Genomic DNA, 15509 nt, shown 5'->3' on the forward strand with positions numbered 1-15509 from the left:
AGCAGCCGTCAGATCAAACCTTGACGATCCAGCCCGCTGGCGCTTCGATGTCGCCGGTCTGCACGCCAGTCAGCTCTTTGTAGAGCTTCTGGGTGACCGGGCCGACTTCGGTTTCGCTGTGGAACACGTGCAGGTGGTCGTTGTAACTGATCCCGCCGATCGGGGTGATCACAGCCGCGGTACCGCAGGCGCCGGCTTCCTTGAAGTCCGACAGTTTGTCGATCAGCACGTCGCCTTCAATCACTTCCAGACCCAGACGGGTTTTCGCCAGTTCGATCAGCGACAGACGGGTGATGCCTGGCAGCACGGATGGCGAGTTCGGGGTGATGAACTTGTTGTCGTGGGTGATCCCGAAGAAGTTGGCCGAACCGACTTCCTCGATCTTCTTGTGAGTCAGCGGATCCAGGTAGATGGCGTCAGCGAAGTGCGCTTTCTTGGCCTGCGAGCCCGGCATCAGGCTGGCGGCGTAGTTGCCACCGACCTTGGCCGCACCGGTGCCTTGTGGGGCGGCGCGGTCGAAGCTGGAGATCTGGAAGTTGTGCGGAGTCAGGCCGCCCTTGAAGTAGGCGCCGACCGGGATCGCGAATACCGAGAAGATGAACTCCGGCGCGGTACGCACGCCGATGTTGTCACCCACGCCGATCACGAACGGACGCAGGTACAGCGCGCCGCCGGTGCCGTATGGCGGGATGAAGCGCTCGTTGGCGCGAACCACTTCCTTGCACGCTTCGATGAACTGCTCGGTCGACACGTGCGGCATCAGCAGGCGGGCGCAGCTGCGCTGCATGCGCGCGGCGTTCTGGTCAGGACGGAACAGGTTGATCGAGCCGTCCTTGCAACGATAAGCCTTCAGGCCTTCGAAGCACTGCTGGCCATAGTGAAGGGCAGTCGAGCCTTCGCTGATGTGCAGCACGTTGTCTTCGGTCAGGGTGCCTTTGTCCCACTCGCCATTGCGAAAGTACGACAGATAGCGTTTGTCGGTCTTGATGTAGTCAAAACCCAGCTTGTCCCAATTGATGCTTTCGTTACCCATGACACCCTCTATCACTGAACAACCGTCGAAACGGTTCAAGGCTTCTGACGTTTTTTTGGATGGGCACAACAATACTTCATTCTTGAGCGGTTTCGCAGCCCGGACTATCGGATGACAGACAGATAATTCCGGTTGCGCCTGAGAATTCGCGAGCAGGCTCGCTCCCACATTTGAAATGCATTCCCATTGTGGGAGCGAGCCTGCTCGCGAAGGGGCCATTACAGCCACCCACCATCACAGGTGCAACGCATGCCCCAACGCCCGCAACGCCGCTTCCTGCACCGCTTCACCCAGGGTCGGATGCGCATGAATGGTGCCGCCGATGTCTTCGAGGCGCGCACCCATTTCCAGGCTTTGCGCGAATGCGGTCGACAACTCGGAAACGCCTGCCCCGACCGCCTGCCAGCCGACAATCAGATGATTGTCGCGCCGCGCTACCACCCGCACGAAGCCGCTTTTTGATTCCAGGGTCATCGCCCGGCCATTGGCAGCGAACGGGAAGCTGGAAACGATGCAGTCCAGCCCGGCAGCCTTGGCTTCGTCCGGGGTCTGGCCGACCACCACCAGTTCCGGGTCGGTAAAGCACACGGCGGCGATGGCGGTCGGGTTGAATTCGCGGGGTTTGCCGCTGATCAGCTCGGCAACCATTTCGCCCTGAGCCATGGCGCGATGCGCGAGCATCGGCTCGCCGCTCAGGTCGCCGATGGCGTAGACGTTGCGCATGCTGGTCTGGCAGCGGCTGTCGATCTTGATCGCCGAGCCGTTCATGTCCAGGTTCAGCGCTTCGAGATTCCAGCCGTGAGTATTTGGCTTGCGCCCGACTGCCACCAGCACCTGATCGGTTTCCAGATTGAGGGTGTCGCCGTTCGGGTCACGCACCTGCAAGGTGCCATCGAAACCCAGCACGCTGTGCTTGAGATAAAGCTTCACGCCCAGTTGCTTCAGTGCTTCGTGGACCGGTTGGGTCAGCTCGGCATCGTAGGCCGGCAGGATACGATCCTGCGCCTCGACCACGCTGACCTCGGCGCCGAGCTTGCGGTAAGCAATGCCCAGCTCCAGTCCGATGTAACCGCCGCCGACCACCACCAGACGTTTGGGCACGGACTTCGGTGCCAGCGCTTCGGTGGAGGAGATGATCGGCCCGCCGATTGGCAGGATCGGCAGGTTGACGCTGGTCGAACCGGTGGCCAGCACCAGATGTTCGCACTGGATCCGCGTATCGCCGACTTCCACGGTTTTGCCGTCGATGACTTTGGCCCAGCCATTGATGACCTGGACCTTGTTCTTTTTCAGCAGTGCGGCGACGCCGGTGGTCAGGCGATCGACGATGCCGTCCTTCCACTCTACGCTTTTGCTGATGTCGAGGGTCGGCGCCGAGACACTGATACCCAGCGCCGAATGCTGACTGTGATGTTGTGTCTGGTGGAACTGCTCGGCCACGTGAATCAACGCTTTGGACGGAATGCAGCCGATGTTCAGGCAAGTGCCACCCAGCGATTGGCCTTCGACCAGAATCGTCGAAATGCCCAGTTGCCCGGCGCGAATCGCCGTGACGTAGCCGCCGGGGCCGCCGCCGATAATCAGCAGCGTGGTGTTCAAGGTTTGCATGGCGTCACTCCACAAACAGGGTTGCGGGTTGTTCGATCAAGCCACGAATGGCCTGGATGAAGAGCGCCGCGTCCATGCCGTCGACCACGCGGTGATCGAAGGAGCTGGAGAGGTTCATCATCTTGCGGATCACCACTTGGCCTTTGACGACCATTGGCCGTTCGACGATTTTGTTCACGCCGACGATCGCCACTTCCGGCAGGTTCAGCACCGGCGTGCTGACGATGCCGCCCAGCGCACCGAGGCTGGTCAGGGTGATGGTCGAGCCGGACAATTCGTCGCGGCTGGCCTTGCCATTGCGTGCGGCATTGGCCAGACGCGAGATTTCCGCGGCGCTGTCCCACAGGCTGCGCGCTTCGGCGTGACGCACCACCGGCACCATCAGGCCGACATCGCTTTGCGTGGCGACACCGACATGCACTGCGCCGAGGCGGGTGATGACCTGGGCTTCGTCGTCGTAACGGGCGTTCATCTGCGGGAAGTCACGCAGGGCGACGACCAATGCGCGGACCAGGAACGGCAGCAAGGTCAACTTGCCACGGCTGGCGCCGTGTTTTTCATTCAGATGCGAGCGCAGTTCTTCAATCGCGGTAACGTCGATTTCCTCGACGTAGCTGAAGTGTGCGGCACGCTGGGTGGCGTCCTGCATGCGCTGGGCAATCTTGCGGCGCATGCCGATAACCTGAATCTGTTCTTCATCGTGACGCTGGGCGTACGCGGCAGCTGCCGGCGCCGAAGCGTTCGACTGACCTTGCGCCAGATAGGCGTCGAGGTCTTCGTGCAGCACACGACCGGCCGGGCCGGTGCCACGTACCAGACGCAATTGAATGCCCAGATCCAGCGCATGTTTGCGCACGGCCGGCGAGGCCAGCGGACGTTCATCAGCCTCGCGGGCAACCATCGGGCCTTGGCAAACCGGTGCGGAACGCGGTGCAGCAGCTGCGGCAGGTTTGCTCTCGACTGCGGCTTCAACTTTCGGCGCAGCAGGCGGCTCTTGCGCAGCAACCGGTGCTGGCGCGGCGGACTCTTTCAGGTTCCCGGCGCCTTCAACTTCGATGCTGATCAGCACACTGCCGACCGCCATCACTTCACCCGGCTGACCGCCGAGCGCAATCACCTTGCCGTGGACCGGCGATGGAATATCGACCATTGCCTTGTCGGTCATCACGTCCGCCAGCACCTGGTCTTCAACCACCAGATCGCCAACCTTGACGTGCCACTGCGACAGTTCGACTTCTGCGATGCCTTCGCCGATGTCCGGCATCTTGATAACGTGCGTGCCCATTCAGACCTCCATGACCCGTTTCAACGCCGCGCCCACTCGGGACGGCCCTGGGAAATACGCCCACTCTTGCGCGTGCGGGTAGGGGGTGTCCCAACCGGTGACGCGTTCGATCGGCGCTTCCAGGTGATGGAAGCAATGCTCTTGCACCAGCGACACCAGTTCGGCGCCGAAACCGCAGGTGCGGGTGGCTTCGTGTACCACCACGCAGCGGCCGGTTTTCTTCACCGACTTGACGATGGTTTCCAGGTCCAGCGGCCACAGGCTGCGCAGGTCGATGACTTCGGCGTCGACGCCGGATTCTTCAGCGGCAACTTGCGACACGTACACGGTGGTGCCGTAGGTCAATACGGTCACGTCCTTGCCAGGACGGGTGATCGCGGCGACGTCCAGCGGCACGGTGTAGTAACCGTCCGGCACCTGGGCTTGCGGGTGTTTCGACCACGGGGTTACGGGGCGGTCGTGGTGGCCGTCGAACGGGCCGTTGTACAGGCGTTTCGGCTCAAGGAAGATCACCGGGTCATCGTTTTCGATGGAGGCGATCAGCAGGCCTTTGGCATCGTAAGGGTTGGATGGCATGACGGTGCGCAGACCGCAGACCTGAGTGAACATCGCCTCAATGCTCTGGCTGTGGGTCTGGCCGCCATAGATCCCGCCGCCGCACGGCATGCGCAGGGTCATCGGCGCGGTGAACTCGCCGGCCGAGCGATAACGCAGGCGCGCCGCTTCGGAAATGATCTGGTCGGAAGCCGGGTAGACGTAGTCGGCGAACTGAATCTCTGCCACCGGGCGCAGGCCGTAAGCGCCCATGCCCACCGCAACACCGACAATGCCGCTTTCGGAGATCGGCGCGTCGAATACCCGCGAGGTGCCGTACTTGGTCTGCAGGCCTTCGGTGCAACGGAACACGCCGCCGAAGTAGCCGACGTCCTGACCGAACACCACCACATTGTCGTCACGCTCAAGCATCACATCCATGGCCGAGCGCAGGGCCTGGATCATGGTCATGGTGGTCGTGGTCATGGCGGTTTCCAACTGAATATTGTTGTTGTGATCGTTCATGTCAGATCCCCAACTGCTGACGCTGGCGCTTCAAGTGCTCCGGCATCTCTTTGTAGACGTCTTCGAACATGGTCGCGGCGCTTGGAATCTGGCCGCCGGCGAGGGTGCCGTACTGTTCGGCCTGTTTCTGCGCGGCAATCACTTCGGCTTCGAGCTCGGCGCTGACGGCGGCGTGCTCTTCTTCCGACCAGTGGCCGACCTTGATCAGGTGCTGCTTCAGGCGGGCAATCGGGTCGCCCAGCGGGAAGTGGCTCCAGTCGTCGGCAGGACGGTACTTGGATGGATCGTCGGAGGTCGAGTGCGGGCCGGCGCGGTAGGTGACCCATTCGATCATGGTCGGGCCGAGGTTGCGCCGGGCGCGCTCGGCAGCCCAGGCGGAAGCGGCGTAGACCGCGTAGAAGTCGTTGCCATCGACCCGCAGCGAGGCGATGCCGCAACCGACGCCGCGTCCGGCGAAAGTGGTGGCTTCACCCCCGGCGATGGCCTGGAAGGTCGAGATCGCCCACTGGTTGTTGACCACGTTGAGGATCACCGGCGCGCGGTAAACGTGGGCGAAGGTGAGGGCGGTGTGGAAGTCCGATTCGGCGGTGGCGCCGTCACCGATCCAGGCCGAGGCGATTTTCGTGTCGCCCTTGATCGCCGAGGCCATGCCCCAGCCGACGGCCTGAATGAATTGAGTCGCGAGGTTGCCGGAGATGGTGAAGAAACCGGCGTCCTTGACCGAGTACATGATCGGCAACTGCCGGCCCTTGAGCGGATCGCGCTCGTTGGACAGCAGTTGGCAGATCAGGTCGACCAGCGGCACTTCGCGGGCCATCAGGATGCTTTGCTGGCGGTAGGTCGGGAAGCACATGTCGTCGATATTCAAGGCCAGGGCCTGAGCACTGCCGATGGCTTCTTCGCCAAGGCTCTGCATGTAGAACGACATTTTTTTCTGGCGCTGGGCGACCACCATGCGGTTGTCGTAGATCCGCGTCTTGAGCATGGCGCGCATGCCCTTGCGCAGGATCTCGACCGGCACGTTTTCAGCCCAGGGGCCGAGGGCGTTGCCCTGATCGTCGAGCACCCGAATCAGCCCACGCGCCAGGTCGGCGGTGTCGGCAGGTTCGACGTCGATGGAAGGTTTGCGCACCGTGCCGGCATCGGTCAGATGCAGGTAGGAGAAGTCGGTTTTGCAGCCTGGGCGGCCCGAGGGTTCAGGGACGTGCAGACGCAGCGGTTCATACGCTTGGGTCATGGATTCTACGCTCGATCTTGTGAATTTCTTGTAGTGAGCTGGCAATCATTCTTGGGTGAAAGAAATCTTGTCCTACAACAATCATAGGCCCGGGCCAGAAGAATATTTCTCTCTGTTTCGTTGCGCTGGAGACGATTTGCAGATAGAAATTCTGCATAAACATAAAAAACAGGTGGTTTTGTCTCATGCGCAAACTGGACCGTACCGACATCGGCATTCTCAACAGCCTTCAGGAGAACGCGCGCATCACCAACGCCGACCTCGCGCGCTCGGTGAACCTGTCGCCGACCCCGTGTTTCAACCGGGTCAAGGCGATGGAAGAATTAGGCCTGATTCGCGAGCAGGTGACGCTGCTGGATGCCGACCTGCTGGGCCTGCATGTGAATGTGTTCATTCACGTCAGCCTGGAGAAACAGGTCGAGGAAGCGTTGCAGCATTTCGAAGAGGCGATCTCCGACCGCCCCGAGGTGATGGAGTGCTACCTGATGGCCGGCGACCCGGACTATCTGATCCGGGTGCTGGTGCCGACGATTCAGGCGCTGGAGCGCTTCATGATGGACTTTCTGACCAAGGTGCCGGGGGTGGCGAATATCCGCTCGAGTTTTGCCTTGAAGCAGGTGCGCTACAAGACGGCGTTGCCGTTGCCGGCGAATGGGTTGACCCTCGGGTCCTGAAGATCAAAAGATCGCAGCCTTCGGCAGCTCCTACACAGAGCACGCATTAACCGTGTTTCTGTAGGAGCTGCCGAAGGCTGCGATCTTTTGCTTTTAGAGCTTGTTGATCGGCACTTTCAAATAAACCACACCATTGTCCTCGGCCGGCGGCATGTTCCCCGCCCGCACATTCACCTGAATCGCCGGCAGCAACAGCGTTGGCATGCCCAACCCGGCGTCACGTTTGGTGCGCATCTCGACAAACGTCGCCTCATCGATCCCGTCATGCACATGAATATTGCTCAGACGCTGCTCACCGATGGTGGTCTGGCATTGCGCCGCGCGGCCCTCGGGCGGGTAGTCGTGGCAGACGTAGAGTTTGACGCTGGCGGGGAAGGCCAGCAGTTTGTGGATCGAGTTGAACAGTTGGTGCGCGTTGCCGCCGGGGAAGTCGCAGCGGGCGGTGCCGACGTCTGGCATGAACAGCGTGTCGCCGACCAGAATCTGTTCGCCATCGATCAGGTAGGCCATGTCCGCCGGGGTGTGACCGGGGACGTGCAGGGCGGTGGCGTTGAGGTTGCCGATCTTGAACGATTCGTTCGGCGCGAACAGGTGATCGAACTGCGAGCCGTCGACGCAGAATTCCGGTTCCAGATTGAATAGCGCCTTGAACACGTTCTGCACTTTGCTGATCGACTGGCCGATCGCAATCTTGCCGCCCAGTTCGCGGCGCAGGTACGGCGCGGCGGACAGGTGGTCGGCGTGGGCGTGGGTTTCCAGCAGCCATTGCACCTGCAAGTGGTGTTCTCGGACGAAGGTGATGATTTTGTCGGCCTGCGTGGTGCAGGTGCGTCCGGCGGCGCCGTCGTAATCGAGTACCGGATCGACGATTGCACACTGCCCGCCATCGGCTTCATAGACCACGTAGCTGTAGGTCGAGGAGGCGGGGTCGAGGAAAGCTTCAATCTGCGCGGGCATGGACACCAACCTGAACCAGGGAAATGGGTTGCAACACTTTATCTAAAAACATAATGTTCGCAGCTTAAGTGACCTTGAAGGCATCGTGCAAATGCAATCCAGTCTGACCGAATGTGAAGTCGCCCAGTTGCGGGCGTCCGCCTCCAAGGCCTGCGCGCTGCTCAAGGCGCTGGCCAATGAGGATCGCCTGTTGATCCTGTGCCAGCTGACCCAGGGCGAGCGCAACGTCGGCGAACTGGAAAAAATGACCGGCGTGCGCCAGCCGACCCTGTCCCAGCAGCTGGGCATCCTGCGCGATGAAGGCCTGGTGGCGACTCGTCGTGAAGGCAAATACATCTTTTACGGTCTGGCCAGTCCTGAAGTGATTCAGGTGATGAAGACCCTGTCTGGGTTGTATTGCGGAGCGGTGCTGAAAAGCCTGGGCCATCAATAAATGTCAGCCACCACACAATCTCTGTAGGAGTGAGCCTGCTCGCGATAGCGGTGTATCAGCCAACATCTTCATAGACTGACATACCGCTATCGCGAGCAGGCTCACTCCTACAATGGATTTGTGCGATGGCCGGAAATCCTTGCATGCAGCAATAAGGAACAAGCAATGAACGATCAACACTGGGGCCCATCCATCAGTGCCGATATCGTGGTCATCGGCGGCGGCACCGCCGGCATCGGCTTCGTCGCCAGTCTGCTCAAGCGTGATCCCACTCTTAAAGTCACTGTGATCGAGCCAAGCGCCCAGCACTACTACCAACCGGCGTGGACGCTGGTCGGCGGTGGCGCCTACGACGTCAAGGACACCGTGCGGCCGATGAGCAAAGTGATGCCGCGTCAGGCCACCTGGATTCAGGCGGCAGTGACTGCGGTTGATCCCGACGCACGTCAGCTCACGCTCAACGATCAACGCCGCGTCACTTACCAAAACCTGATCGTCTGCCCCGGCCTGCGGCTGGCCTGGGAGAAGATCGAAGGCCTGCAGGAAAGCCTCGGTCAGCACGGCGTGACGTCCAACTACTGCTATCAGCACTCGCAGTACACCTGGGATCAGGTGCAGAAACTGCGTGGTGGCAAGGCGTTGTTCACTCAGCCGGCGATGCCGATCAAATGCGCCGGCGCACCGCAGAAGGCGTTGTACCTGTCGTGCGATCACTGGCGCAAAACCGCTGTGCTGAACAACATTAACGTCGAGTTCAACCTGGCCGGCGCGGCGCTGTTTGGCGTGGCGACCTTCGTCCCGCCACTGATGAAGTACATCGAAAAGTACAACGCGCAACTGGCCTTCAACTCCAACCTGGTCAAGGTCGACGGCCCGGCGAAAACCGCCTGGTTCGAGATCAAGGATGTTGACGGCAACCTCACCACACAGGCGAAAACTTTCGATCTGCTGCACGTGGTGCCGCCGCAGGTCTCACCGGATTTCATCGCCCACAGTGCGCTGGCCGACGCTGCCGGCTGGTGCGAAGTCAATCCGCACAGCCTGCAACATCCGCGTTACCCCGAGGTGTTCGGCCTCGGTGATATCTGCGGCACCAGCAATGCGAAAACCGCTGCCGCCGTGCGCAAGCAGGTCGTCGTAGTCGCCGAAAACCTCTTGGCCCTGCGCAAGCAACAACCGCTGCCACTGAAGTACGACGGCTACGGTTCGTGCCCGCTCACGGTGGAGAAGGGCAAGGTGATCCTCGCCGAGTTTGGTTACGGCGGGAAGTTGCTGCCGACTTTCGCCCTCGATGCGACCGTGCCGCGCCGCTCGGCGTGGTTCCTCAAGGCGACGCTACTGCCGTGGTTCTACTGGAACGGCATGCTCAAGGGCCGCGAGTGGCTGACCGGTTTGTCCAAAGTCGACTGAGAACTCCCTATGTTGCTGGCAAGTCTGTTTGGCGTGTTGATGGGGCTGATTCTCGGACTGACCGGGGCAGGCGGCGGGATTCTCGCGGTGCCGGCGCTGGTGCTTGGCCTCGGCTGGAGCATGACCCAGGCCGCGCCCGTGGCGTTGTTCGCCGTCGGTAGTGCGGCGGCAGTCGGGGCGATCGACGGTTTGCGTCATGGCCTGGTGCGCTATCGCGCGGCGTTGCTGATTGCCGCGCTCGGTGCGCTGTTTTCGCCGCTGGGCATTTATTTCGCGCACCAGTTGCCGGAGAAGATCCTGATGATCCTCTTCAGTCTGCTGATGGTCATGGTGGCCTGGCGCATGCTGCGCCGCGAGCGTGCGCAAGAGGGGCCGAGCGACCACGGCCACGCGAGCTGGGGGCAGAAAAACTGCATGCTCAATGAGCAGACCGGGCGTTTCGACTGGACCGCCAAATGCACCGCGACCCTCGCTGCTTTGGGTGCTGTGACCGGTGTGGTTTCGGGCTTGCTCGGCGTTGGCGGTGGTTTCCTGATCGTGCCGGCGTTCAAGCAACTGACCGATGTGCAAATGCGCGGAATTGTCGCGACGTCGCTGATGGTGATCAGCCTGATTTCGGCGATTGGCGTGATCGGCTCCTTCCATGCCGGAGTGCGCATCGACGCTCAGGGCGCGGCGTTTATCGTGGCCAGCATCGTCGGCATGATCATCGGCCGCAAACTCTGCGCCCGGGTGCCGGCGCGGACGTTGCAGGTGGGGTTTGCCAGCGTGTGTCTGGTGGTGGCGGGGTATATGTTGTTGCGTGCCTGAATGTTGGCAGATCAAAAGATCGCAGCCTTCGGCAGCTCCTACAGGAATCGCATTCCCATGCAGGAGCTGTCGAGTGAAACGAGGCTGCGATCTTTCAGGTTGTTACAACACCAAATGCGGTAGCCACAGGGAAATGGCGGGGATGTAAGTGACCAGCATCAACACCAGGAACAGCACCGCGTAGAACGGCAGCAGCGCCTTCACGGTGCTCTCGATACTGACCTTGCCCACCGCCGAGCCGACAAACAGCACCGCGCCCACCGGCGGTGTTATCAGCCCGATCCCGAGGTTGACCAGCATGATCATGCCGAACTGCACCGGGTCGACACCGATGCCGAGAATCACCGGCATCAGGATCGGCGTCAGGATCAGGATCAGCGGCGCCATGTCCATCACCGTGCCGAGCAACAGCAGCATGACGTTGATGCACATCAGGATCACGTAACGGTTGTCCGACAGGGTCAGGAACAGCGTGGTGATTTTCGCCGGAATCTGCATCAGGGTCATGATGTAGCCGAAGCTCGCGGCGAAGCCGATCAGGATCATCACGATGGAAATCGTGCGTACCGTGCGATGCATCAGCTTCGGCAGTTCACGCCACTTGTAGTCGCGGTAGATGAACATGGTCACGAAGAACGACCACAACACGGCGATGGCCGCCGATTCCGTGGCGGTGAAGATCCCCGAGAGGATGCCGCCGAGGATGATCACCATCGCCATCAGGCCCCAGAGGGCTTCGCCGACGATTTTCAACGCCTGGCGCATCGGGATGACTTCACCCTTGGGGTAGTCGCGTTTTTTCGCGAAGATCAGGCACAGCACCATCAGGCAGGCGCTCATCAGCAACCCCGGCACGATGCCCGCCATGAACAGCGAGGCAATCGAAACCGTACCACCGGCGGCCAGGGAGTAGAGCACCGAGTTATGGCTTGGCGGCGTGAGCAGGGCTTGCACCGAGCCGCTGACGGTCACCGCGGTGGAGAAATCCCGTGGATAGCCCTTGCGTTCCATTTCCGGAATCAGCACCGAACCCACCGACGCGGTGTCGGCCACCGAGGAACCGGAGATCGCGCCGAAGAAGGTCGAGGCGACAATGTTGACCAGCGACAGGCCACCGCGCACGAAACCCACCAGCACCCCGGCACACGCCACCAAACGCCGCGACATGCCGCCCTCGGCCATGATCGCGCCGGCCAGGACGAAGAACGGAATGGCCAGCAGCGAGAACTTGTTCACCCCCGACGCGACCTGGATCATCACCGCCTGGAACGGGATGTCGATCCACCATGCACCGATCAGCGCGGCGGCGCCCAGCGCATAGGCGACTGGCATGCCGATCAGGATCAACAGGATAAAACTGCCTAGCAGAATCAGAGCGTCCATTAAGCGCCACCTTCACTTTCTTCAACCAGATCGAACTGCACGACCCGCCGTTTGCTCTGGTCACCGAGCAAGAGTTTTTCCAGGACGAAAACCAGCGTCAGCAAGCCGCCCACGGGAATCGGCAGATAGGTCACGCCAACCCGCAGATCGGGCAGGGCTGCCATGAACTGGTTCCAGGTGGACATGCACAACTTGGCGCCCCAGATCGTCATGAAAATGCAGATCGCCGCCATGAGCAGTTGCGAGAATATCGCCGCCGCGGATCTCACGTGCGGTGGCATGCGGTCGGTGAGCATGGCCACGGCCATGTGCGCACCGGCGCGGTAACTGGCGGCGGCACCGATGAAGGTGAACACCATCATCAGCAGGATCGCCGTCGGCTCTGGCCAGCTCGAACCGGTGCCCAGCACGTAGCGGGCGAACACGCCCCAGGGAATCATCAGGGAAATCGCCAGAACGGAAAGGCCGGCGACCCAAATGCACGTCATGTAGATCTTGTCGTTGATACGCAGCAGTAGATTCTTCATCGGGTTCCACCGTAACCGGGCGCGCCTGAGTGATCAGGTGCGCTGGGCCTGGTTAATGAGGACGGAGCGGGAGGCGTTACTGCACGGCTTCGATTTTCTTGATCAGGTCGGCGTACTTCGCACCGTACTTTTCCCGCACCGGTGCGGTGGCGTCGTAGAAGGGTTTCTTGTCGACCTGGATGAACTCGACGCCAGCGGCCTTGAGTTTTTCTTCGCTGGCAGCGGACTTCTTGTCCCACAGCACGCGCTCTTCAGCCTGGGCAGCCTTGGCGGCGGTTTTGACCAGCGCCTGTTGATCCGGGGTGAGTTTTTCCCAGGTGATTTTCGACATCACAATCGGCTCTGGCAGGATCAGGTGACCGGTCAGGCTGTAGAACTTGGCGTTCTGGAAGTGGTTGTGTTCGAGCAGGGTCGGCGGGTTGTTTTCCGCGCCGTCGATCACGCCGGTCTGCAAGGCGCTGAAGATTTCCCCAGTGTCCATGGCGATACCGTTTCCGCCCATGGCGTTCATCATGTCGATGAACATCGGGTTGCCCTGGACACGAATCTTCATGCCCTTGAGATCTTCGAGCTTGCGTACCGGTTTCTTGGTGTAGACGTTGCGCGTGCCGCCGTCCATCCAGGCCAGAGCCACGAGGCCGAATTCGGAGTTGGTGATTTTGTCGAGGATCTCGTCGCCTACCGGGCCATCGATGACGTTACGCATGTGTTGATGGTCGCGGAAGATGAACGGCATGTTGAACACGTTCACGTCCGGCACTACCGGGCCGACGATACCCAGGCTGACGCGAGACAGCTGTACCGCGCCGACTTGCATCTGCTCGATGACTTCCTTTTCTGAGCCCAGCACGCCGCCGGGGAAGTATTGGAAGGTCAGTTCGCCGTTGGTTTCCCGGGTCAGGGTCTTGCCCATGTTTTCTTCGGCCACCACGGTGGGATAACCGGCGGGATGGATGTCAGCGAACTTGAGTTGCAGGGCCTGGGCGGCGCCAGTGAAGGTAAACATCAGCGGAAGTGCAGCGGCCAGCAAGGTGCGTTTGAAGTTCATGGGGGTGAGTCTCCAGTCTTGTTATTTTTGTGTTCAAGGCGCAGCGGTGCAGCAGAGGCGGGTGTTACAGGGAATCGTCGAACAGTGGTTCTTCCAGGCCTTTGACTCCGGGATTGAGGGCGAACACGCCGCCGGCCAGGGATTGCGGATCGCGGTCGTCGCCGGGGCGAATCGAGGTCACGAAGAGGGTGTCCAGGCGGCTGCCGCCGAAGGCACACATCGTCGGTTTCTTCACCGGCACTTCCAGCGAGAAATCGAGGCGCCCGTCCGGGGCAAAACGGTGAATCAGTCCGGCGTCGTTGGCGCAGATCCAGTAGCAGCCTTCGGCATCCACGGCAGCGCCATCCGGCCGGCCGGGGAAGTGGTTCATGTCAACGAAGATCCGCCGATTCGATGGTGTGCCGGTCTCGGCGTCGTAATCGAAGGCCCAGATCAATTGCACGTCTGGATGTGAATCCGACAGGTACATCGTCTTGCCGTCAGGGCTGAAGCCGAGGCCGTTGGGCACGATGAAGCCGTCGAGTCGCGCTTCGATCACACCAGACTGCCCGGCGCCGTAGCGGTAGAGCCGACCTTCGGATGCGTTCAGGCCCATGTTCAGCACCATGCTGCCAGCCCAGAAACGACCCTGGCGGTCGCAGCGACCATCGTTGAGGCGCATGTCTGCTCGGCTGTGCTCGACGGTGGCGAGCAATTCGCTGTCGAGGCTGCCGTCGCTGTGCGGGTGCAGATGAAAAAAGCCGCTCTCCATGCCGGCAACCCAGCCGCCACCGCTGTGACGGGCGATGCAGGCGAGCATTTCAGGGGTTTTCCAGACATGCACATGGCCGGTGTCAGCGCTCCAGCGTTGCAGCCCGCCGTTGGCAATATCGACCCAATACAGCGCGTTTTCCTGCGGCACCCAGACCGGGCTTTCGCCCACGGCGTTGCGCGCATCGACGATCAATTCGGCTTGCATACTCATTCCTTTGCGTCGTTGGCAGAGTGGTCAGTCGCCGAAGGGGCCGGCCGCGACGAACGCGCCGCCCTGATAGACCCGCGCCGGGTCATCGGCGGCGGGCATAGGCTGCGCTTCGACTTTTTCGCGGAACACTTCGGAGCTGTCTCTGGCTTCAAAACCGAGGTGACTGGCGAAGCGGTTATCCCACCAGACGTTCTTGTTGGCGGACATGCCGTAGACCACGGTATGGCCCACGTTTGGCGTGTACAGCGCGCGCTCGAGCAATTGCGTGAGGTCGTCGAAGCTCAGCCAGGTGTGCATCATTCGGCGGTTCTGCGGCTCGGGGAACGAGGAGCCGATGCGGATGCTGACGGTCTCGATGCCGTAGCGATCGAAGTAGAAACTGGCCATGTCTTCGCCGTAGGACTTGGACAAGCCGTAGTAGCCGTCGGGGCGGCGGGCGCAGCTGGCGTCGAGCGGCTCGTCCTGTTTGTAGAAGCCGATGACGTGGTTGGAACTGGCGAAGATCACTCGCTTCACACCATGGCGGCGTGCAGCTTCGTAGATGTGAAATACGCCGCAGATGTTGGCGCCGAGGATTTCTTCGAAGGGCCGCTCCACGGAGACACCGCCGAAATGCAGGATTGCGTCGACGCCTTCGACCAGTTGGTGCACGGCGTGTTTGTCGGCCAGATCGCAGGGGACGATTTCTTCGCGATCATCAACGGCTGGGGCGAGGGCGGCGATGTCTGACAAGCGCAGGACATGGGCATAAGGGCGCATGCGTTCGCGCAGGACTTTGCCCAGGCCACCGGCAGCGCCGGTCAGCAGCAGACGGTTGAACGGGGCGCGGGGAGTAGAGGTAGACGTCATGGCAATCCCTTACACGTTGTTATTAGGTTTGTTGTAGGTTGTCGTATGACTGCGCTGAAGTATCGGTAGGCTTTCCGGAACTTGTCAACGCGACTTTTGGGGTAAATGACGGAAGGGGCTCATTCACTTTTCAATCACCGCGACGCCTTCGTTGCAATGCAATCCCCTTGTGGGAGCGGGCTTGCTCGCGAAAGCGGTGTGTCATTGAAAGATGAATTGACTGACCCGACGC

General features: G+C 61.1%; 15 protein-coding genes. 4 read left to right on the top strand and 11 right to left on the bottom strand.

Annotated elements, in window-relative coordinates; all coding sequences use genetic code 11:
• Window positions 1-13: 13 nt before the first annotated feature.
• The 5 genes from AC3WMV_RS10900 to AC3WMV_RS10920 all read right to left on the bottom strand — a co-directional run bounded on the left by AC3WMV_RS10900 (window position 14) and on the right by AC3WMV_RS10920 (window position 6222).
• On the bottom strand, window positions 14-1033 hold the full coding sequence (locus AC3WMV_RS10900) for a branched-chain amino acid aminotransferase (protein ID WP_027613221.1): 1020 nt from the start codon (window positions 1031-1033) through the stop codon (window positions 14-16).
• A gap of 234 nt (window positions 1034-1267) precedes the next feature.
• On the bottom strand, window positions 1268-2641 hold the full coding sequence (gene lpdA / locus AC3WMV_RS10905) for a dihydrolipoyl dehydrogenase (protein ID WP_103369168.1): 1374 nt from the start codon (window positions 2639-2641) through the stop codon (window positions 1268-1270).
• A gap of 4 nt (window positions 2642-2645) precedes the next feature.
• Complete coding sequence (locus tag AC3WMV_RS10910) at window positions 2646-3926, bottom strand: dihydrolipoamide acetyltransferase family protein (protein WP_103369167.1); 1281 nt, start codon at window positions 3924-3926, stop codon at window positions 2646-2648.
• Entirely contained in the window at window positions 3927-4985 is a 1059-nt protein-coding gene (locus tag AC3WMV_RS10915; protein ID WP_003224000.1) for an alpha-ketoacid dehydrogenase subunit beta, read from the bottom strand.
• A gap of 1 nt (window position 4986) precedes the next feature.
• Window positions 4987-6222 carry a 3-methyl-2-oxobutanoate dehydrogenase (2-methylpropanoyl-transferring) subunit alpha gene (locus AC3WMV_RS10920; RefSeq protein ID WP_003224001.1) on the bottom strand — a complete coding sequence of 412 codons (1236 nt, stop codon included), beginning with the start codon at window positions 6220-6222 and terminating at the stop codon, window positions 4987-4989.
• Between the two features lie 185 nt (window positions 6223-6407).
• On the opposite strand from AC3WMV_RS10920, the gene bkdR reads away from it, so the two are divergent.
• Window positions 6408-6896 carry a Bkd operon transcriptional regulator BkdR gene (bkdR, locus tag AC3WMV_RS10925; RefSeq protein WP_027613216.1) on the top strand — a complete coding sequence of 163 codons (489 nt, stop codon included), beginning with the start codon at window positions 6408-6410 and terminating at the stop codon, window positions 6894-6896.
• 93 nt (window positions 6897-6989) lie between these two features.
• Here the strand turns inward: bkdR and AC3WMV_RS10930 are convergent, their stop codons facing one another.
• Window positions 6990-7853 (bottom strand): MBL fold metallo-hydrolase, encoded by an 864-nt coding sequence (locus AC3WMV_RS10930; protein ID WP_103369165.1) that lies wholly within the window; start codon window positions 7851-7853, stop codon window positions 6990-6992.
• Between the two features lie 91 nt (window positions 7854-7944).
• Here AC3WMV_RS10930 and AC3WMV_RS10935 point away from each other — a divergent pair, with 91 nt between their 5' ends.
• The 3 genes from AC3WMV_RS10935 (at window position 7945) to AC3WMV_RS10945 (ending at window position 10506) form a co-directional block, all read left to right on the top strand.
• Window positions 7945-8286, top strand: coding sequence for an ArsR/SmtB family transcription factor (locus AC3WMV_RS10935; RefSeq protein WP_007965280.1), 342 nt, complete (start codon window positions 7945-7947; stop codon window positions 8284-8286).
• Between the two features lie 165 nt (window positions 8287-8451).
• Window positions 8452-9696, top strand: a complete 1245-nt coding sequence (locus AC3WMV_RS10940; protein ID WP_103369164.1) for an NAD(P)/FAD-dependent oxidoreductase — start codon at window positions 8452-8454, stop codon at window positions 9694-9696.
• Window positions 9697-9705: 9 nt separating this feature from the next.
• Window positions 9706-10506, top strand: a complete 801-nt coding sequence (locus tag AC3WMV_RS10945; protein ID WP_103369163.1) for a sulfite exporter TauE/SafE family protein — start codon at window positions 9706-9708, stop codon at window positions 10504-10506.
• A gap of 102 nt (window positions 10507-10608) precedes the next feature.
• Here AC3WMV_RS10945 and AC3WMV_RS10950 read toward each other — a convergent pair whose 3' ends face one another.
• The 5 genes from AC3WMV_RS10950 to AC3WMV_RS10970 form a co-directional block, all read right to left on the bottom strand.
• Window positions 10609-11889 (bottom strand): TRAP transporter large permease, encoded by a 1281-nt coding sequence (locus AC3WMV_RS10950; RefSeq protein WP_027613212.1) that lies wholly within the window; start codon window positions 11887-11889, stop codon window positions 10609-10611.
• Window positions 11889-12416, bottom strand: a complete 528-nt coding sequence (locus AC3WMV_RS10955) for a TRAP transporter small permease (RefSeq protein WP_047601543.1) — start codon at window positions 12414-12416, stop codon at window positions 11889-11891. The genes AC3WMV_RS10950 and AC3WMV_RS10955 overlap by 1 nt, the downstream gene beginning before the upstream one ends.
• A gap of 76 nt (window positions 12417-12492) precedes the next feature.
• Entirely contained in the window at window positions 12493-13464 is a 972-nt protein-coding gene (locus tag AC3WMV_RS10960; RefSeq protein WP_103369162.1) for a TRAP transporter substrate-binding protein, read from the bottom strand.
• Window positions 13465-13528: 64 nt separating this feature from the next.
• A complete protein-coding gene (locus AC3WMV_RS10965; protein WP_103369161.1) occupies window positions 13529-14422 on the bottom strand; it encodes an SMP-30/gluconolactonase/LRE family protein in 894 nt (297 codons plus the stop codon).
• Window positions 14423-14452: 30 nt separating this feature from the next.
• On the bottom strand, window positions 14453-15277 hold the full coding sequence (locus tag AC3WMV_RS10970) for an NAD-dependent epimerase/dehydratase family protein (protein ID WP_103369160.1): 825 nt from the start codon (window positions 15275-15277) through the stop codon (window positions 14453-14455).
• Window positions 15278-15509 lie beyond the last annotated feature (232 nt).

Source organism: Pseudomonas sp. FW305-3-2-15-E-TSA4, assembly GCF_058787295.1.